Origin of the sequence: Arthrobacter sp. JUb119 (genome assembly GCF_024807995.1) — a bacterium.
Taxonomy (GTDB): domain Bacteria; phylum Actinomycetota; class Actinomycetes; order Actinomycetales; family Micrococcaceae; genus Glutamicibacter.
The window spans coordinates 405,417-429,230 of the sequence record NZ_JANUFE010000003.1 but is presented as its reverse complement, the minus strand read 5'-3'; the positions used below and the strand labels follow the sequence as shown (position 1 = coordinate 429,230).

The window sequence follows — 23,814 nt, the reverse complement described above, 5'->3', positions numbered from 1 at the left end:
GCGGCAATCCGTTCCGCGCAAGAAGAAAGATGAGCAGCTCCCCGCTAGTTCGCATCAGGCAGACCAGATTAGCCAGCAGTAAGTCCACACAGGCCGGTTGCTGGTCCGACGCCCTAGCAGCCATATTCCGGGAGGCACGAAATGAGCACCTTTGGCATTGAAGAAGAATTCTTCATGTTCGACGCAGAAACAGGGTTGCCGGCCAGCACGGATAAAGAAGCGTTACGGCAAGCGCTGGATTCGCAACGAGATGGCGAAGTGCAGAACGAATTGCTTGCTTGCCAAATAGAACATGCCAGCGCCATCTGCGAAGACCGGGATCAGGCCCTGCATGAGCTGGGAAGTTTCCGCAGGGCTCTGGCAGGCGAAGCGGCCTCCCGCGGCCTGCTGGTCGCGGGTTTGGGCGCGGCGCCGATGATTGCCCAGCAGGCTCCGGAGCTGACCGATAATGCAAGGTATCGGGAAATCGGCAACTTCGTTTCCGGAATAGCGTCAGAGCATTACATGTGCGGTTTGCACGTCCATGTGTCCATCCCTGATTCCGAAGCGGGAATTCGTGCGCTGAACTTCTTGCGTGGCTGGCTGCCATTTCTTTGCGCCCTGGGCGCCAATTCTCCGTATTGGAGAGGGGTCGACAGCAACTTTTCATCGTGGAGAACCATTCATTACCGAAAGTGGTCCGTCCAGGGGATTCCGCCGTACTTCAAGGATTCGAAAGACTATGGGACTCGGCTTGCGCGAATCAATGGAACCGATGCGGTTCCCGACCCAGGCCACATCGGATGGTCCGCCCGGTTGTCGGAAAAGTACCCGACACTCGAAATTCGGGTCGCGGACTCGCAGTTGCGAGCGCAAGATTCGGTATTGCTGGCCGTGCTCATGCGAGGGCTGGTCGAGACTGCGGTGGCCGGCGAATTCGATGCGATCGAGTATCTGCCCGAAGTCCTGGATCTGTCACTGTGGCAAGCGGCCAAGAACGGAATCACCGGAGTGCACGTGGACACGCGAACCGGAGAGCCGGTCGCTGTGGAGGAACTGGCCCGCAGAATGCTCCGACTCATTGAGGGCGCACTGAAGGAACATGGAGATTACGACTATGCTGTGATTTCACTCAGGAACATGCTGGAGACAGGCAATGGAGCGGTCCGCCAGCGGGCTGCATTCGAGCGCGGTGCTTTCACGCATCTGTTGGCCAATGCCCATTCCGAGATGCAGATGTAGCTTGCCGTCCAGGGATCCTCAACGCAGACTGCAGACTGCAGACTGCAGACTGCAGGGTGTGGCCGGGGCCGGTGAAAGCTGGCCCCGGCTCGAAGCATCCGGGCTGGCACCGGAAAGATCCGGGTGCGGAATCCTCTAGATTCCGAGGGAATCGCGAAGTCGCGCCACATGCCCCTGGGCATCCACGGCATATTCAATTTGGCGGATGCTGCCGTCTTCATCGATGACAGCGGTGGAGCGCAGGGTGCCCACGACGGTCTTTTCCCCGATGTTCTTTTCACCGTAGGAGCCGTAGGCTTTGGCAACTTCGTTGCCCGGGTCGGAAAGCAGCGGGAAGTTCAGCGATTCATCGCTAGCGAAGGCTGCCAGCTCTTCTGGCGCGTCCGGGGAGATGCCCAGAACGGAGAATCCTGCGGCCTGCAGCGAATTGAGGTTGTCGCGGAAATCGCAGGCCTCGGTGGTGCAGCCGGGAGTCGCGGCCTTGGGGTAGAAATACACGATGACTTTCTGCCCTGAATAATCCGAAAGCGAGATGGTCTCTCCCTTGGCATCTTGCAGGGAGAAGGCTGGCGCTGGCTGGCCGGCGGTGAGCGGAGAAGAATGGGCAGTCATCGATTCAACTTTCATATAGTGATATTTTGTTTTCATTCTAATTCAGTGGATGCACTCAATGCCAGAGACTTCTGGGATATATTTCCAACGGACTGGACCACTGAGCATTCGCGCCCTGATGCTCTGGTGTCCTCGCGGTTACCGAACTTTCCGGGGTGTTCCTGCCTGCCAGAGCAGAACGCCAGCCGGGAGCGATCCAACGACTTCTGGAAGGCAATAACCTCGCCATGGACCGTGTCGCACACTTCCAAGGCATCAAGGAAGGCTTGGCTGGTGCAAAAGATTGCTTTCCCGTTGGCAGTTCTGCGTGCTGGCGAAACTGTCGCCCGGCCAATTGATCACCATGCGAGTCCCGCAGGCCTTCAGCCATCCGCGATGCACTAGGGCAGTGGACACCGCGCAGAAAGCTGCCCTGCACCAACGAAAACACCGAGGCGGGCAACTGGCAACAGCTGCGCGACCCGGTGCATCCGGTTACCGGCCAGAATGCGGCCTGCTAGCGGTTGGCGGCCTTGGCTTCGAGGGAACGCGTCCACCGTTTGGCCATGGCCTGGATGGCAGAAGCGCTTGCCCCCGAGATCACGGCGAACGCCAGCACCTTGCCTACGGCGGCCTGCTGCTGCTTTTCGGGGTTGGCCAGGGATGGCGGTTCTTCACCCATGGCTTTATGCCAGACCCCGGAGACGAGCTTGGCTCCGAGCCAGCCTGCGCCGAGCGAAATCAGGGTTCCGAAGATCTTTACCAGCAATTTCATGTTCTGCTCCTCTGTTAGTGGTTAGTTGGAGTTTGGTTCCCGGCCGGATCTGCCGGTTCCCAGCGGACCTCATCCGGTTGCTTCTCTTCGCGCCAGCCGCGCCACACCGGATGGCGCAGAAGGCGGTCCGAGGTCAGTTCGCTGTATCGGACTTCTGCCACGTATTTCGGACTCACCCAGTGGGCATCGCTTTGATGCGCTGCCGGGATGTTCTTGGCCGGGGGAGTCTTGCGTTCGATCTTTTCAAGCCGCTCGCGGATTTCGGCCAGTTGCGCGTCGCTGAATCCGGTGCCCACCCGGCCGGCGTATTCCAAGCCGCCATTTCCCGGAATGGCCAGCAGCAGCGAGGCCAGGCTGCGGCTACGCGACCCCTGTCCAGACCGCCAGCCAATCACCACAGCTTCCTGGTGCCGCTGGTGCTTGAGCTTCACCCAGCTGGTGCTGCGCCGGCCCAGCTCGTAGACGGAGTCGCGTTCCTTGGCCACCACGCCTTCCAGGCCCAGCGCACGGCTGGTCTCGATGGCCTGCTCCAAGGTCCCGGTGTGGGCCGGTGGCACCTGCACGTACTGGTGGTCGAGATCCAGGCCCGCAAGCCGTTGGCGGCGTTGCTCGTAGGGCAGAGCCGTCAGATCCACCAGTCCTGCATCCTTGTCATATGGCAGCTGCAGCACGTCGAAGACCAGGTACTGGATCCTGATGGCCGAGGCCTGCTTCGTGCGTTTCTTCCGCTGGTGGGCCACCCGTTGCTGGAGCAGCGAGAAGTCAGGGCGGCCCGAAGAATCCAGGGCGACGATTTCCCCGTCCACCACACAGCGTTCCGGCAGCAGCGAACCGAGGATTTCGAGTTCCGGGAAGTCTCCGGTCAGGTCGTGGCCGTTGCGGCTGATCAGCTTGGTTTTGGCGCCATCGACTACTGCCAACGCGCGGTAGCCGTCCCATTTCATTTCAAAGCTCCAACCCCGCTCGCCGGAGATCTCCCGAGCAGTGCCGGCAGTGGCCAGCATGGGGCGCAACGCTTGGCCCGACAGATCAGCCACGGCCTGCTTGGCGCTAGGCTCGCGAGCAGCCTCCGGTTCTCCGCCACCGGAATCAGCGGACGTTCCCGCCTCGCCTCCGCCCGGCTGTTCCTTGGCCAGCTGCAGCAGCCAATTGTCCTTGCCGCCCATCCCTGCGGCCTGGATCAGCACGAACCGCCGGTCCACTCCACCCAGCCCGCCCTCGCGGGAGCCGGTGAGCACTGCGATGACTTCTTTGCCTTCGCGCCACTTCTCGATGGTGCAACTTCCCGAATCCCAGATCGATACTTCCCCGGCACCGTATTGGCCCTTGGGGATGCTGCCTTCGAAGCTTGCGTAGGAGAGCGGATGGTCTTCGGTCATGACCGCCAAGCGCTGGATTCCTGGTTCCAGGGGTGGACCTTTGGGCACCGCCCAGGAGACCAGCACTCCGTCGTGCTCCAGGCGAAAATCCCAATGCAGCGCGCGGGCATGATGTTCCTGGATGACAAAGGAGAGGCCGGTGCCGTCCTTTCCGCCCGGCTGCATGGACTGGGAATTCCCGGATTGCTCCGGCACCGGTTCAGGTGTCAGCGCCGCATCGCGCTTGGAGCGGTAGACCGCCAGGCGATCGGGATCCTGCTGTTGTCCCGAGGCCAGCTGCGCCAGCGGATCGATTCCATCAGCAATGCGGTCCAGCACCTCGTGGAAGTCCAGCTGCTCCAACCCCGGCGCTTCGATTTCCTCCCAGGTCCGCGGGGCCGCGACAGTGGGCCGTGCGCGGCCGCGCAGAGAATACGGGCACACGGTAGTCTTCGAGGCGTTGTTCTGGCTCCAGTCCACGAACACCTTGTTCTCGCGCAGCGAGCGCTTCATGCTGGCGAGAACCAGTTGCGGATGCTCCTTCTGCAAGGTGGAGGCCAATTCCTTGGCCACCTCGTTGACTTGCTCCGAGGTGTATTTGCCATCCAGTCCGGCATAGAGGTGGATGCCCTTGGAACCGGAGGTCACTGGAAAGCTGGGCAGGTCCATGCCGTCGAGAATCTCCCGGCAGATCAAGGCGACTTCAGCGCACTGCTCCAAGCCGGCGCCCGGACCGGGATCCAGGTCCAGCACCAGCCGGTCCGGATTGGCAGGTTCCAGCGAGGAATCGAAGCGCCACTGGGGAACATGGATTTCCAGCGCAGCCACCTGGGCCATCCAGGCCAGCACCGCCTCGTTGTTGACTAGCGGATAGATATTGGAGTGGGTCTTGTGCTGCAGCTTGGCCGAGGGAATCCAGCCTGGGGCAGAGTCCTCGAGATCCTTGCGGAAAAACACCTTGCCCGGTTCTTCGGGGGTCCCCACGCCGTCCACCCAGCGCTTGCGGGTGGCCGGGCGCCACGCGGCATGCGGAATCAGCACCGGGGCCACCTGCTGGAAGTAGTCCATGACTTCGCCCTTGGTGGTCCCGGTCTGCGGGTACAGGACCTTATCCAGATTGCTGACCTTCAGCGTGTGCCCCGCGACGGTGACGGTTTGCTCCCTGCGTGCCATGCGCTGTCCTTTGCTTTGCCTTATGAGGACCAATCTTCCCGAGCGGCGCCGGGGAATCCAGCGTTCCAAGCAAGCTTTGCGTTTCGCGCTGCCGAACCTCAGCGCCGCCTGCCAGAATCACTAGGGCAGTGACACACTGGCTGGAAAGATGCTTCACTATGCCCATGCGAGCTATCTGGACTGGATCAATTGCCTTCGGCCTGGTGAACGTGCCGGTCAAGGCCTACGGCGCCACCGAGGACCACGACATCGACCTGCACCAGGTCCATGACAAGGACGGCGGACGGATCCGCTACGAGCGCCGATGCGAAGTGTGCGGGAAGAAAATCGCCTACAAGGATCTGGACAAGGCCTATGAGGACGGAGAACGGACCATTGTGCTCACCGATGAGGACATGGACGCGTTGCCTGCGGAGAAGAGCCGCGAAATCGAGGTGGTCCAGTTCGTCCCGGCCAGCCAAGTAGATCCCCTGATGCTGGAGAAGAGCTACTATCTCCAGGCGGACTCCAAATCGCCCAAGGCCTACGAGCTATTGCGCCGAACGCTTCAGGACACCGAGAAGCTGGCAGTGGTGCGCTTCGCCCTGCGCCAGAAGACCCGGCTGGGCATCTTGCGTGTCCGATCCAAGGTGATGGTGCTGCAAGCGGTCATGTGGGCGGACGAGCTGCGCGATGCCGAGGCAGTGGCACCGGAGAAATCACCGCGGATCAGCGAGCAGGAACTGAAGATGTCTGCCTCCCTGGTGGACCAGTACAGCAGTGATTTCACGCCGGACGAGTTCCAGGATGACTACCAGGTCCAGCTGCAGGCGCTGATCGAAGCGAAAATCGAGCAGGGTGAGGACCTGGATACCGAGGCGACTTTCGGTTCCCCGGACCAGAGCAGCGAGTCCGGGGAGGTCATCGATCTGATGGAGGCGCTCAAGCGCAGCATCGACGGGCGCAAGGCCAAGGCCCCGGCGCAGACCGACGAGGATGGGAAGGCCCCTGCAGCGAAGAAGCCAGCGGCGAAGAAACCTGCGAAGAAAACGGCAGCCAAGAAGCCGGCCACGAAGAAGGCAACGGCAAAGGAGGCCTCCTCCTCGCCACACAAGAAGAAGGCCTCCGGTTCCGGGAAGAAAAGCGCCTAGCCGCTAGGGCTTGAGCACCACCTTGATACACGCATCCTGCTTCTTCTGGAAGGTCTCGTACATCTGCGGACCGTTCGAGAGCGGCTGCTCGTGCGTGACCAAGTCGTCCAGGCCCAGCGGGTCGGCTGCATCCTCGGCCAGCGGCAGCAGCCTCTGGGTCCATGAGCGCACATTGCATTGGCCCTGGCGGATCTGGATCTGCTTGTCGAACAGCTTTACCATCGGCATCGGGGTGGCGGCCCCGGCATAGACACCGCTGATCGACAGGGTGCCGCCGCGGCGCACGGCATCGATGGCCGAATCCAGCACGCTGGTGCGGTCCGCGGAGACGTTCTCCATGGCCAGCTGCGCGGCCCTGTCCGGCAGCAACCCGGTGGCTTGCTGGAACATCGAGGAGACCGGGGAACCATGGGCTTCCATGCCCACCGCATCGAGCACGGCATCGGGGCCTCGACCGGTGCGCCCGCGCAATTCGCCCACGGTGTCCTTGGTGAAGTCCAGGGTCTGGATGCCGTGGCGCTCCGCCATGGCGCGGCGTTCTGCCACCGGGTCGATGCCCAGCACCTCATAGCCCAGGTGCCGGCCGATGCGCGCGGCGAGCTGGCCCACCGGCCCGAGCCCGTAGACCGCGAGGGTTCCGCCGTCGGGGACATTGGCGTAGTGCACGCCCTGCCACGCGGTGGGCAGGATATCGGAGAGGAAAAGGTAGCGGTGGTCGGGCAGCTGGTCGCCAACTTTCACCGCACCGTAATCGGCATGGGGCACGCGCAGGTATTCGGCTTGGCCACCGGGCACCTGTCCGTAGAGTTCGGAGTATCCGAAGAATTGGGCGCCCTTGCCGTGCTTGCGCACCTGGGTGGTCTCGCACTGCGACTGCAGGTCGTGCTGGCACATCCAGCAGTGGCCGCAGGAGATGTTGAACGGGATGACTACCCGGTCGCCTACCGACAGCTTGGTGATGCCGCTGCCAACTTCCTGGACGATGCCCATGGTTTCGTGGCCCAGCACGTCGCCGGCATGCATGTAGGGGCCCAGCAGCTCATAGAGATGCAGGTCCGATCCGCAGATCGCGGTGGAAGTGACCTTGATGATGATGTCCCCGGGATCCTGGATCACCGGATCCGGGACATCGCTGAAACCGATCTTTCGCTTGCCTTGCCATGTCAATGCTTTCAAGAGGTTATCTCCTAGTCGTATCGTTGCCGGCGGAACACAAACGCGGATCAGTCGGTATTGAACTGGTCGGTGTCAACCTGGTCCGGGTCCTGCTCCTCGGCTGGCTGCTCGAACGCGTCTTCGTGGTCCCCGACAGAATTCTGTTTTTCCTCCGCGGGCTCATCGGGCGTTGGAGTGATCCCCGCGTGCCGCTCTTCTTCTGGCTGGTTGGATTCCATGGATGGTCCTTTCTTCATCAGATGGGCGATGGCACCGACCATTCCACACCGGGCAGCAGGCAACAAGGCAAGTTTGATGGGCATTGCCTGTGAGTCGGGGATCCCCGGAATTCCGGGGATCAAGCGTGCACTGCCGGGGCTGATTCCTGCAAGGTTGCTGAACGGCACTGCAGGCCCGGGCGCGACTTCCTAATGTGTGCTGTGGGAGCGGGCCAAACTGCTGCCCTGAGAGCTGCGAGGTGCTGATGAGCGTGCAAGAGCCCGAGAAGCGCACGGTGGGATTAATTGCCGACCCTGGCATAGCCGATGCGATGGCCAATCGGATCGCTGCCCGGCTGGAAGGGGTCATGGAGAAGCTGCAGGAGCACGAGCAGCAATGGGACGTGCAGGTGGCACCCTTTTCCCTGCCCTTGGGGGAGAGCGGACGGGTCGCGCTGAACGACAAGGTGCCCAGGCTCCGGGAGAAGCATGGCTGGGACTTCATCATCTACCTCACGGATGCACCGCACTATGTGCAGAACCGGCCGGTGCGTTCGGTGATTTCCGTCGAGGATGCCTCGGCCGTGCTTTCCATGCCGAGCCTCGGGTTGGCCCGACCACGCACCGTGGCACGGGAACTGGCCGAACTGGTCAGGGAATTGGCTACCGGCAAGCAGCCGGCTCCGCCTCCGACCCCGCTGGGAAGGGCGATGAGCGTGCACGCCAGCCGGCAGGACGGGCAGAACGAGCAGAACCGCATCTCGAGCATCGAGGGTTTGCGCGGGCGGCTGCTGCTGATTGCCGGGATGGTGCGCAGCAACCAGCCGTGGAAACTGGTGCCGCGGCTTTCCTCCGCGATGGCAGGTGCGGTGGCCACTGGTGCTTTCGGCGTGTTCTACACGAGCATCTGGTCCATGGCCGACTACCTGCCTGCCGGGCGGCTTTCGCTGATCACGGTCTCAAGCATCCTGATCCTCACGCTCTGGCTGCTGCTGCACAACCGGTTGTGGGAGAGGCCCAAGGGCAACCGCCGCCGCGAGCGGATGGTCGTTTACAACGCGGCCACCGTGCTGACGGTCGGGTTTGCCGCGACAGTCATGTACCTGCTTTTGTTCCTTGCCCTGCTGGCCGGCTCGCTGATTGTCATTGACCAGGAATATCTCGCCTACCAGCTGCGCCACGATGTCACGATGGCCGAATACATCAACCTTGCCTGGCTGGCATCCTCGCTGGGAACCATGGGCGGAGCCATCGGCTCCAGTTTTGACGAGGTCAAGGAAGTCCAGCGCGCCACCTTCAGCCAGCGCGAATACGAGCGGAGGAATATGGAATTCACCATCAGCAAGGATGACGTGGAATGATCCCCGGGCCCTATCGCCCGGGGACCTTTTCGCCGTGCTACGGCTGGTTCTTGCCGCCGTTCACGTGAACCGTGGAACCAACCACGTAGGAAGCCTCATCGCTGGCCAGGAACACATAGGCCGGGGCCACTTCCACCGGCTGGCCGGCCCGGCCAAGCCAGGTATCGTGGCCGAACTCAGGCAGCGCTTCGATCGGCTGGCCATCCGAAGGCTGCAATGGAGTCCAGATGGGGCCCGGAGCCACGGCATTGACCCGGATGCCCTTCTTCGCTGCCTGGGACGCCAGCGACTTGGTGAAGTTGCTGATCGCGCCCTTGGTGGCGGCATAGTCCATCAGGTGATCCGAGGGATCGAAGGCCTGGATGGAGGTGGTGTTGATGATGGATCCGCCTTCGGGAAGCACCTGCAGGGCTGCGCGGCTCAAGGCGAACATCGCGAAAATGTTCACATCGAAGGTGGCTTCGACCTGCTCGTCGCTCAGCTCTTCCAAGGACTCGACGCTGATCTGCTTGCCGGCGTTGTTCACCAGGATATCCAAGCCATCCAAGGCGGTCACCGCCTCGTCGATCAATGAATCGCGGTAATTGCGGTCCCGCAGGTCCCCGGGCAGCAAGTGGACTTCGACTCCCGCATCTTCCAGGACCCCGGCGATGGCATCGGCATCAGGCTGTTCGGCGGGCAGATAGGCCAAGGCGACCTTGGCTCCCTCGCGGGCAAAGGCGATAGCCACCGCCGCGCCAATGCCGGAGTCGCCGCCGGTGACCAGGGCGCGTTTTCCGGCCAGCCGGTCCCGGCCCTTGTAGCTGCGCTCGCCATGATCCGCCTTGGGCTTCAGGTCCCGGTCCAGGCCGGGTTCCTCCTGGCGCTGTTCGGGCGGGCTGATCTTTTCCTTGCCGGCGCGGTCTTCGCTTTCGGTACCGAGCGGCTCAGTGCGGTCCTGGGGATTCTTCTCGGGCATGGGATCTCCTCCTGCTGTTGCGGCAGGACGCCGGCGCGGTGCGCTCAGCGGCGTCCGGGTTCAATTCCAGTTTGCTCCGGGCCTTCCGCTGCGCCAGGATCACCTCCACCTTCGGCGGCAACAGCCAGACTTTTTTCTGCGAAGATCCAGTTTCGCACCCCGCTGCATGAATTGTGCTACCGCTGAAGTCTGGGATTCAGCGCAAAGTCCGGCAGGGGCACTGTCCCCTGATCAGTGAAGTGGCTAGCGTGGAACGCACAGTGCTGGCACTGCAAAAGGGCCAGCTGGCGAAGCGTACGAGGGAGGAAACCCATGGCAGGCAAGAGCCGGATCAAGGATGAAGAACTCTACGAGGAGCTGCGCGAGGAGGGGAACTCCAAGCAGAAGTCGGCGCGCATCGCCAACGCCGCCGCCCGCGACGGCCGGTCAGCATTGGGCAAGCGCGGAGGCAAAGCCGGAGACTACGAGGACTGGACGGTCGGGGAACTGCAGGACCGGGCCAAGGAAATCGGGATTAATGGCCGTTCGAAAATGCGCAAGGCCGAACTCATCGAAGCCCTGCGCAATTCATAGCAGACCGCCATGGAAGGAGAAGCAATGAGTGAACGCGAGAAGCCTGAAAATCCGGCGCGCACCACCCAACCGGATGAGGATGCCCAGCCAGGGGACGAGCGCGTGGTTCGCCGCGGCAGCATCAACGAGAACACCGAAGATGAATCCGAGGAAAGGGAAGAACGCTATGACGCGGGCTGAACTTTCCCTCCAGCGAAGGGAAAAGCCATGACTGGCAAACCAGTGGACAGCACCCGCAGGCGTCGGCCTGGTCTATGGCTGGTGATTGTGGGCGGACTGGTGGCAGTAGGATTCGCCATCTATGCGCTGCTCGCAGCGCCGGACAGCACCTCGGGACCGCTATGGATCGTGGCCGGCTGGGGCGCATTGGTCTTCATCTACGGCCTGTACCGCATTATTCGCGGACCGAGCTCACTGGATGATCCACGCGCCGGCACCGACGCCAACGGACGGTGACGGCGATCCCTTGAGGAGAATCGCAGCAGAACAAGGGCAGAGCGTCCGGGAAAACCATGGTTTTCCCGGACGCTCTGCCCTGCGATCCTGCTGAGCTGGCTGCTCTAGTCCTGGGAAATCCCCTCGACCAGATTGCCGGTGCTCTGCTGGTCGTAATAGCGGGCAATGTCCGCCTGGGCGAGCATTCCGACCAGCGAATGCCCGTCGATGACCGGAAGCCTGCGCACCTGGTGTTCCTGCATGGTGCGGATGGCTTCTTCGACCGAGTCGTCTGCTCCGATGGTGACCGGCTTGCCCTGGGCGTAATCGGCCACCTTGGTGCTGGAAGTCACGACGCCGTCGGCAACGCAGTTGATGACAATGTCGCGGTCGGTGATCGTGCCGGCCAGGCGGTTGTCCTTGCCGCAGATCGGCAGCATGCCGACCCCGAGGTCCTTCATCATCTGGGCGGCCACTTGAATCGAGTCCTGCTCCTTGACGCATTTGGCAGGCGAGGTCATTAGTTCCTTGGCTGCAACCATGATCGTGCTCCTTTCGCGTATTCCTCTGGGACACCCTCCACGCTCCAGCACAGCAAGCTGGTCTTCAACCATTGCCAGCGAGCTTGCAGATGCGCCCCCTCGACTCTGGCAACAGCCGATTAATCATGTACTTGTGCCGCCAATAGCTGGTAGTTGGTAGAGAACCGGGAAACGCAACGTGAGGAGAATGACCATGGGATTCATCGACAAAGCCAAAGATGCCATTTCGCATGCTGCCGACAGATTCAAGGATCCTGACAAGGACCTGGTTGAGAATCTCTGGCCGCTGGGGCAACCCGACGATGAGCACCTGCCAGCCGACTCCGGGGAACCATCAGAAGAGGACCTGGAGCAGCCCGGCAATCACCTGCCTCCTGTCCAAGGAGCCGACCCCGACCTCGACGATTCCCCGGAAGACCAGTATTCCGAAGGCGAAGGGGACCGCTAGCTGTTCCATGGCCAATCCGAGTTCAGGAGGCAATCCATGCAGACCTGCGATATCTGCGGCAATGCAAGCGAAACGGTGTTCACGCTCAGCCGGAACGGGCGCTCGGGCCGCTTCGACAGTTTCGAATGCGCCATCCACGCCATGGCCGAAAGGTGCGCGCACTGCGGTTGCGCCATTCTGGACCACGCCGTCCACCACGTCCAGAAGGCGTACTGCTGCCAGCACTGCGCCGAACACGCTGAGCCATGAGCGCGACAAGCGACTTCAGCCACCCCGCGCTGCTGCTCATTGACCTGCAAGAAGGATTCTTCGAGGACCCGGTTCTGGCACTGGCCCGCCAGGATCTGGCAGCCCGCTGCAACCAGCTGGCCGTAGCGGCGAGAGCGTCCGGATACCCGGTGATCAGCGTGCGCACCGTGCACAAGGAAGACAAATCCACCTGGACGCTGAAGATGCTCGAAGACGACCAGGGCTACCTGTTCGAAGGAACGGAGCAGGCCGCGTACCTGGCGGAGCTGGAACTGGACGGGGCCATCGAGGTGGTCAAGCGCAGGGACAGCGCTTTCTGGAATACGGCGCTCAAGGACCTGCTGCTGCAGCACCGCGCCAGTTCGCTGGTGCTCGCCGGGGTTTCCTCCGAGACGTGCATCTCCGCCACCGCGGCCGATGCCTTCGCTGCGAACTTGCCGGTGGCGGTGGCCACCGACGCCACCGCATCGGCCGACCCGGATTTCGAAGGGACTACCTTGGAATTCATGCGCAAGCAGCATCGGCAGAAGCTGAAGACCACCTTGGAAATCATTTCCGATTGGAAACACGAGAAGGAGCTGGAATGTCACTGAATAATTCTGAATTCGACGACGTGCGCAAGGACTCGGACACGGACGAGCCGTTGGATGGGCGCGATAGCCAGCCGGCGGCTGGGTCATCGGATGCACCCCAGGCCCAGGACGCCGAGGATCCATTGCGCGGAGCAGACCGGGTGCTGGAGGAAAACGACGGCGATCCCTTGGCGCTCAATCCCGATACGCTGCTTCCCGAACCGATTGACGGGCAGCGTCCGGTCGACGATACGCTGCTGGACTACCCCGACCAGGATGACGAGCAAGGGCTGGACGCCGAGCGGACCGCCAACCTGCCGGACCAGCGCGAAACACCCGATCAGCAGTAGCGCACCGGTGGGCTGAGAACCGCAGAAGGGGCATCCCATTCAGGGATGCCCCTTCTGCCCTTGCCATCCCATGGTCACGGGCGGGATTCGGCTTCCTGGGTGAAGAAGGAAATCTTGCCGCTGGCTTCCAGGATCGCCAGCCGGATGCTGCTGTAGTTCTCGATGCCTGCTTGGCGGGCGAGCATGCTTAATTCGTCCAGCCCAATGCGCTCGTTGTGCAGGGCCTTGCGGTCCAGGACCCCGTCGCGGATCAGCACAATCGGGCGGCCCTGCATCAGCTTGCCCAGCTTGGGCCAGCGCATATTGGCGAAGTTCAGCGCAGCGGCCAAGACCACCATAGTGAATACTGCCAGCAGGCTGCCGGTGAGCGAACGGTCCTCCATGGTGATGCCCTGCTGAACCAGGTCGCCCAGGACGACGAACAGCACCAGCTCGAAGGAACTGAGCTCGCCCAGGGTCGATCTGCCGGCGGCGCGCGTGACCAGCCACAGGATGATGAAGGCGGTGGCTGCGCGGATGACTATTTCCATCAGGGGATCCTCCAAGTTCTGATCTTCAGGTCGGTGCTTTCGCCGTTGACCGTAATTCCGAGCACGCCCTTGGCGCTCGGCGACCATTCGTCCGAAGCCCGGCCCGTGAGGGTGGCAACCATCTGCCGCGACCCCGGTGCCGGGGCCACCTCGAATTCAATGGTTCCGTCAGCTCGGCTCGACTCGGACTCGGGTTCGGGAAAGGCCGAGAAGTCCTCGAAGAGCACGAGATAGTCCTCGCTCAGGTCCAGTGTGATGGTCTCGGGCAAAGGGTCGGCAGAGGTGATCTCAATCCTCAGCTGGATTTCATTGCCAGCACGGACCACCGCGGGAAACTGCAGCTGGACCGTGAAGCCGTCGGCCTGTTGTTCCATGCTCTTCTTCTGGTCGAATGCGCCCAGCAGAGCCGCCAGTACGAAGGCTGCAATCACGAGCAGGGCGGCGAGGCTCAGCAGCCGGCGTCTGCGATTGCTGTCCTCCGAGGTGATGTCATCCAGCGTCGAGTCGCTGATCTTGGCCTGGAAGATATTCAGCATGGGATTCTGCCCTCCTTGCGCTCTTGCTATCGAGGCTAAGCCGATTCGCCTGCGCCAGGACCAGCGGAGTTCCGGTTCACAGGCGGCATCCAGTTCGCAGCGGCTGGCGCTGTTGCCAACCTGTGCGTTGCGGCCGACCGCTTGAGCCGGCCCGGAAGTGGTGCCACAGTTGCACCAGGAGGAGGAGATCATGACCGTAAACGACCGCATTGAAAGCACCGAATTGGCCTCTCGGCTGGAGACTCTGCCGCAGTGGCGCAAGCTGGCCGGCAAGCTCTGCACCGTGTACGAGACCAAGAGCTCGGCAGAGGCCATTGAATTGTTCAGCGACATCGCTGGCGCAGCGCAGATGGCCAACCACCATCCGGATGTGGACTGGCGCTACAACCTCTTGTTCGTTTCGACCGTGTCCCACGACGCCGGGGGTGACATCACCGAAAGGGACCTCGCGCTGGCCTCGGAAATCTCGCAGCGGGCCGCCGCCTTGCATGCCAAGGCGCGCCTGGATTTGATCAAGGTGGTGGAAATCGGCATCGACACCGACGACGCCCAAGCCATATCCGGACAGTGGGCCGCTGGACTGGGCTACCGCGAGCAGCCCGACGGCAGCCTTGCCGATCCAGCGGGCAGATTGCCGGCCATCTGGTTCCAGGACACACCGACGCCTCATCCCTCCCGGCTGCATCTTGATGTGTGGGTTCCCCACGCCGAAAGCGCCGGCGTGCTTTCGCGGCTGGAGAGCCAAGGTGCGGTGCTCGATGAGCGCAGCGCTCCCGCTTTCACCATAGCCAGCGACCACCAGGGCAACCGCTTCTGCATCTGCACCGAGCAGGACCGCTAGCGGCCTTGGCATGAGCCGGCGATTTCTCCCGTTGCAATCGGCCGGATTCTGGACTGTGCTGCCGGCCAGGGGATAGATTGACAGCGGATAAGCCAGCGGGGCCTTAGGGGCTCAGATGCTGGGCGCGATGGAAGGAAGCCAATGAGCAGCACCGCACAGGAAATCACCGCCTCGATCTCGCAGCAGCTGCCCTGGCAGGAGGAGCTCTATAAGCATTTCCACCGGCATCCGGAGCTGGGCCTGGCCGAGCACGAGACCTCGGCGCGAATCTGCGAGGAACTGGAGGATCTGGGCTGTGAAACCTGCCTGATCGGCGGTACCGGAATCGTCGGAATCCTGCGCAACGGCGAGGGGCCTGTGGTACTGGCCCGGGCCGACATGGATGCCCTGCCGGTCGCCGAGGACACCGGGCTGGAATATTCCTCCACGGTCCCCGGTGCCATGCACGCCTGCGGCCATGACATGCACATGGCCACCTTGCTGGGCGCGGCCAGGTTCCTGGCCGGGAACCGCGAGCGCTGGTCCGGCACCTATCTGGCGTTGTTCCAGCCAGCCGAGGAGACCGCCGCAGGGGCCAAGGCCATGGTGGCCGATGGGCTGGTGGAGAGGATACCGAAGCCCGATGTGGCGCTGGCCCAGCACGTGATGCCTGTCGAAGCCGGGAAAATCGGCACCACCGCGGGACCGATCCTTTCCGCCGGCGACAGCCTGCGCGTCACCGTCTACGGGCGCGGGGCGCACGGTTCGATGCCGCATAATTCGGTGGACCCGGTGGTCTTGGCCTCGTCCATCGTGCTCAAGCTGCAGACCATTGTTTCGCGTGAAACCCGGCCCGGGCAGTTCGCAGTATTGACCGTCGGCGCGTTGAACGCCGGCAGCGCCGCGAACATCATCCCGGACCGGGCCCAGCTGCTGCTGAACATCCGCACCTATGATCTCCAGCTGCGCCAGCGCGTCATCGACTCCATCCAGCGCATCGTGCGCGGCGAATGCGCCGCGGCCGGCTCGCCCAAGGAACCGGACTTCGAGTTCTACGACCAGTTCCCGCTGACCAGCAATGACGCGGCGGCCAACGAGAAGGTCACCAAGGCCTTTGAAGTGCATTTCGCCGACGGGCAGGTCTACCAGGCTGACCCGGCCACCGCCTCGGAAGACTTCAGCACCATTCCCGATGCCTTCGGGATCCCGTACGTCTACTGGACCGTGGGCTGCGCCGATCCAAAGACCTACCAGGCAGCGCTCGCCGAAGGGACTGTCGCCTCGAAGATCCCGGCGAACCACTCGCCATTCTTCGCCCCGGCCATCAACCCGACATTGGAAACCGCGACCCGCACCCAGGTGGTGGCCGCTTTGGCCTATCTGGGCCACGGGGCACAGGACTAGGCAGAACGGTGATGTCCACCGTCCGGGGCAACTAGTGACGCCAATGGGCGAGCTGCCCGGCAAACCGATCGGTTCGCCGGGCAGCTCGCCCATCCAGTGCCGCCGGCGGGTATTCAACGCCCGCGGGTATTGTGCCTATGCCACCAATGCGTAGAGCAGCCAGCACAGCGCGAAGCTCATCACGCCGATGGCGGTGGCAATCACGGTCCACGTCGACAGTGCAGTCTTCGTGGAGATGCCCAGGAAACGGCTCACCAGCCAGAAGCCCGAGTCGTTCACATGGGACAGGGTAATTGCGCCAGCGACGATCGCCACGACGATGCAGGCCAGCGCGAGCGGTGATTGGTCGCCGGAAGCGGCAACGGCCGGAGCCATCAGCCCGGCGGCCGTTGTGCCGGCCACGGTGGCGGAGCCCTGGGCGACGCGCATGATCACGGCGATCAGGAAGCCAGCCAGGATCAGCGGCATGCCCACGGCCTGGAGGCTCGAAGCCATCGCCCCGCCGATGCCGGTGGCGGTGAGGACCCCGCCGAAGATGCCGCCGGCGCCGGTGATCAGGATGATCGAGCAGACCGGAGCGAGCGCGTCGTCGACAACTTTCTCCAGGGCCCCGCCGGTCGGGCCCTCATGTCCCCGGATGATCAGCAGATACATGGCCAGCAAGGTGGAGATCAGCAAGGCGATGGGGGTATTGCCGATGAATACCAGGATTTGGACCCACAGCGCATCTTCCGGTACCGCGCCCGTGGCCTGCAGGGTCTTGAATCCGGTATTCATGAAAATCAGGACCAGCGGCAAGAGCAGCAGGCTGAGCACTACCCCGAAGCTCGGCGGGTTCTCCTGGTCTTCTTTGGGCTTGCCCAGCAGCTCGGGGACGGAAACCATTTGGGTGCGGGCGGCGAGCACCAGCGCCAGCCGGTATCCGGCAACATACCAGGTAGGAAGGCCAACGAGCAGTCCGACCATGAGCACCAGGCCGACGTCGGCGCCGACGATTCCGGCAGCTGCAACGGGTCCCGGGTGCGGTGGCACCAGTGCGTGCATGACCAGGAATGCGCCCGCCGAGGGCAGCGCGTAGCGCAGCAGTCCGCCGCCCACCCGGCGCGCCACCGTGTAGATGATGGGCAGCATGACGATGAAGCCGGCATCGAGGAAAATGGGGAATCCGAAGAGCAGGGAAGCGACGGACAACGCCAGCGGGGCGCGCTTCTCGCCGAACAGGCCGATCAGCTTCCCGGAGATCACCTGGGCGCCGCCGGAGGTTTCGATAATGCGTCCCAGCACCGCGCCGAATCCCACCAGCATCGCCACATTGCCCAGCGTCTTGCCGAAGGGCCCGACGATGGTGTCGAGCAGATCCTGTGCGCCCACTCCGGCGGCGACCGCGGTCAGCAAGCTGACGATGATCAATGAGAAGAACGCATGCATGCGCACCTTCATGATCAGGAACAGCAGCAAGGCTATGGCCAGCACCGCGATCAGCAGCAGGACGGGAATGGGCAGCGTCGCCTCGGGTGCCGTAGCTGCTGCCACCCTGAGGGAGGTCAATTGAATCATGGGGTCTCCAGTTGAATTTGGCGGGCGCGCGCTTCATCGAGCACGAGGCCGAAGTTGGCTGGGTCATGGGCGAATCGGCCCAGGAAGAGGCCATCGGCCTCGGGAAGGCGGGGGAGCAGGCCCGGGCCTGCGCTGCCACCGTAAATCATCGCTACGGGTTTTTCGCCGCGGGTCAGTTCTTTGCGGATAATCCCCAATACGGCATTGATGTGCTCGGCGGATGCCGGTTGGGCGGCGCCAATCGCCCAGACCGGTTCATAGGCGAAGAGCACCGAGGCCGGATCGACCGCTTCTTGGGTCCCGCTGCCCAGCGCTGCGGCGATCTGCTGCAGGCATTGGCGTGCTGCGCTTGGCGCGTCGCCGTGTTCCAGCTCTCCGATGCACAGCAGGGGGCGCAGGCCGGCCGCGGCGGCAGCGCGTACCTTGGCTGCCACCACATGGTCGTCTTCACCGAAGTCTGCACGTCGTTCGGCATGCCCCAGCTCCACGATCTGCACCCCGAGCTCTGCAAGCATCCCGGCACTGACCTCACCGGTGATGGCACCCTCGGAGGCCGCACAGTTCTGTGCGGCCAATTGGCACCCTGTACCGCGCAGTATCCGCGCCGCTGATTCGAGCACCGGGAAGGACGGAGCAACAAAGGCAACGACGTCTGAGGTTGCTGTCCCTGGCGCATCGTGCGCAAGCAGTTGCTCGCGGATCCCTTCGAGCCAAGCCAGGGACCGTGCGTAGCCCAGATACATTTTTGTGCTGACGCCAATGTATTGGGATTCGGGGCGAATGATCGCGGACATGGACCGCTACTGGGCGTTCTGCGTCGCCAGGGGCGCCGGGCCGAGTTCCTTGAGCAGCTTGCCCATCTTCACGTACGCCTCGTTGCGGTAGGCGATCAGCTCCGGCAGCTGGTCCGCAGGCACATCCAGGAAGCCCCCGCCGGACTTGGTGCCCAGTTTGCCTGCCTCGATCTTTTCGGTGAGAATCCCTGGGGTGGCGAAGCGTTCAGGGAAGTCGGACTGCAGGGAGGTGTAGCAGAAGTTGTATACATCCAGCCCGGCCATGTCGGCGATCGCGAAGGGACCGAAGAACGGCAGGCGGAAGCCGAAGGTGGTGCGGACCAGGGTGTCGATGGCCTCGGCAGAGGCAACGCCATCCTCCACCAGCTGGGTAGCTTCGTGGAAGAGCGCGTACTGCAGGCGATTCAGGACGAAACCGGTGACGTCCTTGACCACCGCTGTCTCCTTGCCGGTGGCCTCGACGTATCCGACGGCCGTGTCGATTGTTGCCTGGGAGGTTCCCTCATGGGGAATGATCTCGACGCCTGGAATGAAGGGCGAGGGATTGGAGAAATGCACGCCCAGGAAGCGCTCCGGATTAGCTACGGCACTGGCCATGTCGCCAATCGAGATGGTCGAGGTATTGGAACCGATGACGGCTTCCGGATCCGCGGCGGCGCTGATCTGCCGGAGGATGTCGTGCTTGATGGACAGGATTTCGGGGACTGCTTCCTCGATGAACTGCGCCCCGGCAACCGCTTCCTCCAAGGATGGCGCCGCCGACAGGTTCTGCTTCAGGATTTCGGTGGCGCCTTCCGGGAACAGGCCGCGGGATTCGAAATCAACAGATTCGGCCAGCAGGCGTTCCAGGTTCTTCTGCGCAACCTCTGCCGAGGTATCGGCCAAGGCTACGCGTGCACCGGCCAAGGCCAGCACCTGGCCAATGCCGCCGCCCATGTAACCCGAACCGATGATTGCTACTTTGATATCCATAATGTGTGTCTTTCTGGGAAGTTGATGAGTTGGCCTTGCAGCGGGCTTAGTTTGCTTCGGGCTCGTATGAGCAAATTGCGTCGACCTTGGCAGCGGATCCGCTGGTGGCGTCGAATTCATACCCTAGCCATTCGGTGGCCAGCTTCTTAGCCAGCTCCAATCCGATGACGCGCTGGCCGAAGGTGAGCACCTGGGCGTTGTTGCTGAGCACCGAACGCTCCACCGAGTAGGAGTCATGGGCGGTGACGGCACGGATGCCGGGAACCTTGTTGGCGGCGATCGCGACACCCAAGCCGGTGCCGCAGATCAGCAGCGCGCGGTCCGCTTCGCCCGCGGCCACCCGCCGTGCGGCGGCGACAGCAACATGCGGGTACGCCGTTGAGTCGTTGGATCCCACGCCGGCATCCACCACGGATTCCACGCGGTCATCGGCTTCGAACAGGGCTTTCAGTGCGAGCTTGTAGTCCACTCCGGCTTCGTCGTTGCCGATGATGATTTTCAGTTTCTTTTCCATAGCTTTCCTCGTTCTGCTGTGCTTCGTGGGGTCAGGCCAGGGTGCTGCTGGCGTGCTGCGTGGCGAGGCCGGCAACGATCAGGGCAAAGGAATACGCGCCCGGGTCCTGGTGGCCCAGCGATTTCTCCGACAGGGGGCGGGCCCGGCCTTTCTTCGGCCGCAGATTCGCCGTGGCCGCCGCCGCTGCCACGGCGTTGCCGGCCGCGTCTTCCAGGACCTGGTCCACCGGATTGCCGGCGTCAATGCCTTCGCGGATGGCCTGCGCGTAGGGGAGCAGCGCATCGACCATGGTCTTGTCGCCCAGATCCGTTTTGCCCAGGGTGATGACCGCAGCGCCGAAGGACTCGACAGCGTGGGCCAGATCGGCGGCGCTGTATTGCTCGCGGTTGCCCAGCGACACTCCGATGGCGGTGATTCCGGCTCCCCAGAGGGCGCCCGAGGTTCCTCCGGCTTTCTCGCTCCATGCCTCGCCGGCGGCAGCCAGGACATCGCGCACGCTGCGGTTTCCGGCCGCGGCCTTAGCGGCACCGACCGCCGCTTCGATGCCGCGGCGCATGCCGATCCCGTGGTCGCCGTCCCCGGCGATGGCGTCGAGATCCCCGAGTTCCGCTTCGTGGCGCACGATGATTTCCCGTGTGGTTTCCAGCAGCCCGGCGGCCTGCTGGCCCAGCTGCGCCGAAGCTCCGGTGGCCACCTCGTGGGCCGATTCCTCGGTGTCGTCCACCGTGAAGTTGCGGCGCTCGGCGGTCGTGAGGTTGCCGCGCCGGAAGGCCGGAGTATCGGCCGGGGCGCTCCAGAGCCGTTCGAGTTCCTCGTCCACCCAGAACAGGGTCAGCGAGGCACCGGACATGTCCAGGCTGGTGACCAATTCACCGCATTCTGGCTCAACTACCTGCAGGCCGGCGGCGCTCAGCAGCCGCTCCACGTGGCCGAAGAGCACGAAGAGCTCCTCGTATTTGACCGTGCCCAAGCCGTTGACAAGAGGCACGACCCGGTTACCTGACTCGGCTGGACGGTCTGCCAGCAGCCGGGTGACCAGCAGCTCGGCTAGCTCGCGGGAGGTAGGCAACTGGTGCTCGGAGATCCCCGGTTCGCCGTGGATGCCCAGGCCCAGGGACATGCCCTGTTCCGGAACGTGGAATAGCGGGGCGTCGGCACCGGGCAGGGTGCAGCCGTCAAAGGCCACGCCAAGGCTCCGGGTCCGCTCGTTGGCCTTCTGCGCCAAGCGGACGGTTTCGTCGAGGTCCGCACCTTCTTCCGAAGCGGCCCCGGCGATCTTGAAGACGGTCAGGTCCCCGGCGATTCCGCGGCGTTCATGCTTGCGTTCCGGAGGGGCGCTGGCAATATCGTCAGTGACCACCACGGTGCGGGTTTCGATTCCGTCCGCGGCCAGCCGTTCAGCGGCCTGGCCGAAATGCAGTACATCTCCGGCGTAGTTGCCGTAGCTGAGCAGTACCCCGCCGCCAGTGGAGGCGGCCTTGGCCACCCGGTAGATCTGCCCGGCGGAAGGCGAAGCGAAGAGGTTGCCGCAGGCGGAGCCGGCAGCCAGGCCGGGACCGACCAGGCCGGCGAAGGCCGGGTAGTGCCCCGAGCCGCCGCCGATGACGACGGCAACCTGGTTCTGCTTCATCTCGCTGGCGCGAACCACGCCGCCGTCAACCCGTTCCAGGCGGTTGCGGTGGGCCGCGACCAGGCCGTCGATGGCTGCATCAGCGAATCCTGTGGGATCGTCAAAGATTTTTGTCATGTCTTCTGGAACCTGCTTGTGCTTGTCGGGAAACGGACTAGGACGCCTGGAGCTGCTGGCGGCCCTGGGCAACCAAGGGGGTGCCGAGCTGGTAGTCGGCGGTCTTGGGCAGGATCTGCTCGCGCAGGTAGCGCTGGTTGGTGGCGCTGACGCTTAGTCCGTCTCCGCCGTAGTGCTCGGTGCAGATGATGCCCTGGAAACCGTGCTCGAGGGCCACCTTGAAAGCTTCGCGGTAGCTGATCACGCCTGTTTCCAGCGGGGCCGGCACGGCGGAGAACTGCCCGCGGACCACATTCTCATCGCGCAGATAATTCTTCACATGCCAGTAGTTGGCGTAGGGCATGGTCTTGGCGATGAGCTCGTGGATGTCTTCGATGGGGCGGTGCACCCTCACCAGATTGCCCAGGTCCGGGTTCAGCCCGACGTTGTGCAGGTCGATGTCCTGGAGCAGGCGCACGGCCGAGTCGCCGGTGCCGATGTAGGTGTCTTCGTACATTTCCAGGGAGACCAGGAGCCCCAGCTCGGCGGCATGGGTGCCCAGCTCGCGGATTCTCGTTACCGCCTTCTCCCAGGTTTCGCTGTCGCCCACAGGATCCTGGTGGCCTTCAACTGTCCAGAACCACAGCTGCTCGCGCTGCGCGGCAGTCAGGGCCTGGTGCAAACCGAAGGAAACGACTTCGCAACCCAATTGGGCGGCGGCCTCCAGGGTGCGGTGGCTGTAGGCCAGATTCTCTTCCCAGTTCCGCGCATCGATGACGCTGCGGCGGATGGCCGAGATGGCTGGTGCGCCGACGCCGGCCGCTTGCGCGGTGGCCTTGAGCTCATCCAAGCGCTGCGTGCTGAGATCGCCGGGACGGACCCAGCCGTCGAAGAGATCGACGTTGGCGAAGCCGGCTTCGCGCACTTCGGTGAATACGTCGAGCCACACTGAGGCATCGGCGTCTTGGACGGTGCCTCCGGAGCGCAGTTCGTGGGGGAACTGCAGCAGGGCTGCGGTGATCGGCCAGTCGGCTGCGGTATAGGTCATTCTGCCTCCAATATTTGAATCCAATATCCTATAGGATCTACGAAAGTGTGATCTGTGTCAATAGCTTGATCTGGAAGGTAGACCCAATGCGTGCCGACGAATATATGATGGTTTGATGGCTTCCGTCTTTTCCCAAACCTCGCTGCCCTCACGCCAGGTACTGGCTGATCGCGTGCATGAGGAGCTGCTCGCCGCCCTGATCGATGGGCGATTCGAGGCTGACGCCGCGTTGAGCATCGACGGAATTGCCCGCGACTTGGGAGTCTCGCCGACCCCGGTGAGAGAAGCCTTGGCGCGCTTGGAACACACCGGAATGGTGCGGCGAGCGGCCCTCAAGGGCTATCGGGTGGCGCCGCTGATGACGGCAGAAGAACATGGCCAGCTGGTGGCCGTTCGGAAACTCATCGAAGCCGAGAATGCGGAACTGGCCTGCGCCCGGGCCGATGGGAACATGGTGGCACAGCTCGCCGACACCATCGAGCGGCTGCGCACCGCCCCGACCGGCGGGTCCTACAGCGAATTCCGCGACTATTGGAAAGCCGATGAGGACTTCCACCGGCTTATCGCGGAATTCACCGGCAACCCCTTCCTGCTTACCGCCTTCCAGGCCCTCGGCGGCCAGGTGCAGCGTTTCCGGCTCTTCGCCGGACGCGGCGTCACCGACGCCGATTGCGCCATCTCCGAGCACACCAGAATCCTCCAGGCCTTCGAAGCCGGGGATCCGCACGCCGCCCGAGCAGCCATGGAGAAGCATCTCGAAGGTGTCGGTCGGCGAGCGGTGGAAGACAGCAGCGAATAGCTATT

The 23,814-nt window shown here is 63.3% G+C and carries 28 protein-coding genes; 13 read left to right on the top strand and 15 right to left on the bottom strand.

Going from position 1 to position 23,814, the window contains the following annotated elements; translation table 11 throughout:
- The first annotated feature begins 141 nt into the window (after positions 1-141).
- Entirely contained in the window at positions 142-1,221 is a 1,080-nt protein-coding gene (locus tag M2368_RS10960; protein ID WP_332727811.1) for a carboxylate-amine ligase, read from the top strand.
- A gap of 135 nt (positions 1,222-1,356) precedes the next feature.
- Here M2368_RS10960 and bcp read toward each other — a convergent pair whose 3' ends face one another.
- The 3 genes from bcp to M2368_RS10945 all read right to left on the bottom strand — a co-directional run bounded on the left by bcp (position 1,357) and on the right by M2368_RS10945 (position 5,118).
- A complete protein-coding gene (bcp, locus tag M2368_RS10955; protein ID WP_105656374.1) occupies positions 1,357-1,833 on the bottom strand; it encodes a thioredoxin-dependent thiol peroxidase in 477 nt (158 codons plus the stop codon).
- 496 nt (positions 1,834-2,329) lie between these two features.
- A complete protein-coding gene (locus tag M2368_RS10950; protein WP_105656071.1) occupies positions 2,330-2,587 on the bottom strand; it encodes a DUF4235 domain-containing protein in 258 nt (85 codons plus the stop codon).
- 14 nt (positions 2,588-2,601) lie between these two features.
- Positions 2,602-5,118: an ATP-dependent DNA ligase gene (locus M2368_RS10945; protein ID WP_498724461.1), complete on the bottom strand. Its 2,517-nt coding sequence runs from the start codon at positions 5,116-5,118 to the stop codon at positions 2,602-2,604.
- Between the two features lie 164 nt (positions 5,119-5,282).
- On the opposite strand from M2368_RS10945, the gene ku reads away from it, so the two are divergent.
- Positions 5,283-6,248, top strand: coding sequence for a non-homologous end joining protein Ku (gene ku, locus M2368_RS10940; protein ID WP_332489357.1), 966 nt, complete (start codon positions 5,283-5,285; stop codon positions 6,246-6,248).
- A 3-nt stretch (positions 6,249-6,251) separates the two neighbouring features.
- Here ku and M2368_RS10935 read toward each other — a convergent pair whose 3' ends face one another.
- Positions 6,252-7,424: an alcohol dehydrogenase catalytic domain-containing protein gene (locus M2368_RS10935; protein ID WP_498724460.1), complete on the bottom strand. Its 1,173-nt coding sequence runs from the start codon at positions 7,422-7,424 to the stop codon at positions 6,252-6,254.
- Positions 7,425-7,471: 47 nt separating this feature from the next.
- Positions 7,472-7,642, bottom strand: a complete 171-nt coding sequence (locus tag M2368_RS10930) for a hypothetical protein (RefSeq protein WP_332499153.1) — start codon at positions 7,640-7,642, stop codon at positions 7,472-7,474.
- 245 nt (positions 7,643-7,887) lie between these two features.
- On the opposite strand from M2368_RS10930, the gene M2368_RS10925 reads away from it, so the two are divergent.
- Positions 7,888-8,982 (top strand): hypothetical protein, encoded by a 1,095-nt coding sequence (locus tag M2368_RS10925; RefSeq protein ID WP_332489360.1) that lies wholly within the window; start codon positions 7,888-7,890, stop codon positions 8,980-8,982.
- Between the two features lie 37 nt (positions 8,983-9,019).
- Here M2368_RS10925 and M2368_RS10920 read toward each other — a convergent pair whose 3' ends face one another.
- On the bottom strand, positions 9,020-9,940 hold the full coding sequence (locus tag M2368_RS10920) for an SDR family oxidoreductase (protein ID WP_332503942.1): 921 nt from the start codon (positions 9,938-9,940) through the stop codon (positions 9,020-9,022).
- 312 nt (positions 9,941-10,252) lie between these two features.
- Between M2368_RS10920 and M2368_RS10915 the strand changes: the two genes are divergently transcribed.
- Genes M2368_RS10915 through M2368_RS10905 form a run of 3 tightly spaced genes read left to right on the top strand, consistent with a single transcriptional unit; the run spans position 10,253 to position 10,969 of the window.
- Positions 10,253-10,513, top strand: coding sequence for a DUF7218 family protein (locus M2368_RS10915; RefSeq protein ID WP_332728642.1), 261 nt, complete (start codon positions 10,253-10,255; stop codon positions 10,511-10,513).
- Between the two features lie 24 nt (positions 10,514-10,537).
- The gene (locus M2368_RS10910; protein WP_181149051.1) at positions 10,538-10,693 is read left to right on the top strand and encodes a hypothetical protein; all 156 of its coding nucleotides are present in this window, start codon (positions 10,538-10,540) and stop codon (positions 10,691-10,693) included.
- 27 nt (positions 10,694-10,720) lie between these two features.
- On the top strand, positions 10,721-10,969 hold the full coding sequence (locus M2368_RS10905; RefSeq protein WP_498724459.1) for a hypothetical protein: 249 nt from the start codon (positions 10,721-10,723) through the stop codon (positions 10,967-10,969).
- Between the two features lie 104 nt (positions 10,970-11,073).
- On the opposite strand, the gene M2368_RS10900 is transcribed toward M2368_RS10905, so the two are convergent.
- Positions 11,074-11,490, bottom strand: a complete 417-nt coding sequence (locus M2368_RS10900) for a CBS domain-containing protein (RefSeq protein ID WP_402696762.1) — start codon at positions 11,488-11,490, stop codon at positions 11,074-11,076.
- Positions 11,491-11,683: 193 nt separating this feature from the next.
- On the opposite strand from M2368_RS10900, the gene M2368_RS10895 reads away from it, so the two are divergent.
- From M2368_RS10895 to M2368_RS10880, 4 genes are read left to right on the top strand one after another with little or no spacing between them, the layout of a single operon-like run.
- Positions 11,684-11,938 carry a hypothetical protein gene (locus M2368_RS10895; protein WP_332728707.1) on the top strand — a complete coding sequence of 85 codons (255 nt, stop codon included), beginning with the start codon at positions 11,684-11,686 and terminating at the stop codon, positions 11,936-11,938.
- A gap of 36 nt (positions 11,939-11,974) precedes the next feature.
- Positions 11,975-12,187, top strand: a complete 213-nt coding sequence (locus M2368_RS10890) for a metallothionein (protein ID WP_498724458.1) — start codon at positions 11,975-11,977, stop codon at positions 12,185-12,187.
- A complete protein-coding gene (locus tag M2368_RS10885) occupies positions 12,184-12,780 on the top strand; it encodes a cysteine hydrolase family protein (protein WP_332595007.1) in 597 nt (198 codons plus the stop codon). Before M2368_RS10890 ends, M2368_RS10885 begins: the two co-directional genes overlap by 4 nt.
- On the top strand, positions 12,771-13,109 hold the full coding sequence (locus M2368_RS10880) for a hypothetical protein (RefSeq protein ID WP_332503933.1): 339 nt from the start codon (positions 12,771-12,773) through the stop codon (positions 13,107-13,109). The genes M2368_RS10885 and M2368_RS10880 overlap by 10 nt, the downstream gene beginning before the upstream one ends.
- Before the next feature lie 74 nt (positions 13,110-13,183).
- On the opposite strand, the gene M2368_RS10875 is transcribed toward M2368_RS10880, so the two are convergent.
- Positions 13,184-13,639: a DUF421 domain-containing protein gene (locus M2368_RS10875; protein WP_133834812.1), complete on the bottom strand. Its 456-nt coding sequence runs from the start codon at positions 13,637-13,639 to the stop codon at positions 13,184-13,186.
- Positions 13,639-14,175, bottom strand: a complete 537-nt coding sequence (locus tag M2368_RS10870; protein WP_498724457.1) for a hypothetical protein — start codon at positions 14,173-14,175, stop codon at positions 13,639-13,641. Before M2368_RS10870 ends, M2368_RS10875 begins: the two co-directional genes overlap by 1 nt.
- A gap of 190 nt (positions 14,176-14,365) precedes the next feature.
- Between M2368_RS10870 and M2368_RS10865 the strand changes: the two genes are divergently transcribed.
- The gene (locus tag M2368_RS10865; RefSeq protein WP_105656086.1) at positions 14,366-15,016 is read left to right on the top strand and encodes a 4a-hydroxytetrahydrobiopterin dehydratase; all 651 of its coding nucleotides are present in this window, start codon (positions 14,366-14,368) and stop codon (positions 15,014-15,016) included.
- A gap of 141 nt (positions 15,017-15,157) precedes the next feature.
- Complete coding sequence (locus tag M2368_RS10860) at positions 15,158-16,399, top strand: amidohydrolase (protein ID WP_498724456.1); 1,242 nt, start codon at positions 15,158-15,160, stop codon at positions 16,397-16,399.
- Positions 16,400-16,534: 135 nt separating this feature from the next.
- On the opposite strand, the gene M2368_RS10855 is transcribed toward M2368_RS10860, so the two are convergent.
- Genes M2368_RS10855 through M2368_RS10830 form a run of 6 tightly spaced genes read right to left on the bottom strand, consistent with a single transcriptional unit; the run spans position 16,535 to position 23,010 of the window.
- A complete protein-coding gene (locus tag M2368_RS10855; protein ID WP_498724455.1) occupies positions 16,535-17,956 on the bottom strand; it encodes a GntP family permease in 1,422 nt (473 codons plus the stop codon).
- Positions 17,953-18,750 (bottom strand): triose-phosphate isomerase family protein, encoded by a 798-nt coding sequence (locus M2368_RS10850; RefSeq protein ID WP_498724454.1) that lies wholly within the window; start codon positions 18,748-18,750, stop codon positions 17,953-17,955. The genes M2368_RS10855 and M2368_RS10850 overlap by 4 nt, the downstream gene beginning before the upstream one ends.
- A 6-nt stretch (positions 18,751-18,756) precedes the next feature.
- The gene (locus tag M2368_RS10845) at positions 18,757-19,722 is read right to left on the bottom strand and encodes a 3-hydroxyacyl-CoA dehydrogenase family protein (protein WP_498724453.1); all 966 of its coding nucleotides are present in this window, start codon (positions 19,720-19,722) and stop codon (positions 18,757-18,759) included.
- Between the two features lie 46 nt (positions 19,723-19,768).
- The gene (locus M2368_RS10840; RefSeq protein WP_402741550.1) at positions 19,769-20,236 is read right to left on the bottom strand and encodes a ribose-5-phosphate isomerase; all 468 of its coding nucleotides are present in this window, start codon (positions 20,234-20,236) and stop codon (positions 19,769-19,771) included.
- A 31-nt stretch (positions 20,237-20,267) separates the two neighbouring features.
- Complete coding sequence (dhaL, locus tag M2368_RS10835; RefSeq protein ID WP_498724452.1) at positions 20,268-21,983, bottom strand: dihydroxyacetone kinase subunit DhaL; 1,716 nt, start codon at positions 21,981-21,983, stop codon at positions 20,268-20,270.
- A gap of 37 nt (positions 21,984-22,020) precedes the next feature.
- The gene (locus tag M2368_RS10830) at positions 22,021-23,010 is read right to left on the bottom strand and encodes a sugar phosphate isomerase/epimerase family protein (RefSeq protein ID WP_498724451.1); all 990 of its coding nucleotides are present in this window, start codon (positions 23,008-23,010) and stop codon (positions 22,021-22,023) included.
- Positions 23,011-23,125: 115 nt separating this feature from the next.
- Between M2368_RS10830 and M2368_RS10825 the strand changes: the two genes are divergently transcribed.
- Entirely contained in the window at positions 23,126-23,809 is a 684-nt protein-coding gene (locus tag M2368_RS10825; RefSeq protein WP_498724450.1) for a GntR family transcriptional regulator, read from the top strand.
- The last annotated feature ends 5 nt before the right edge of the window (positions 23,810-23,814 follow it).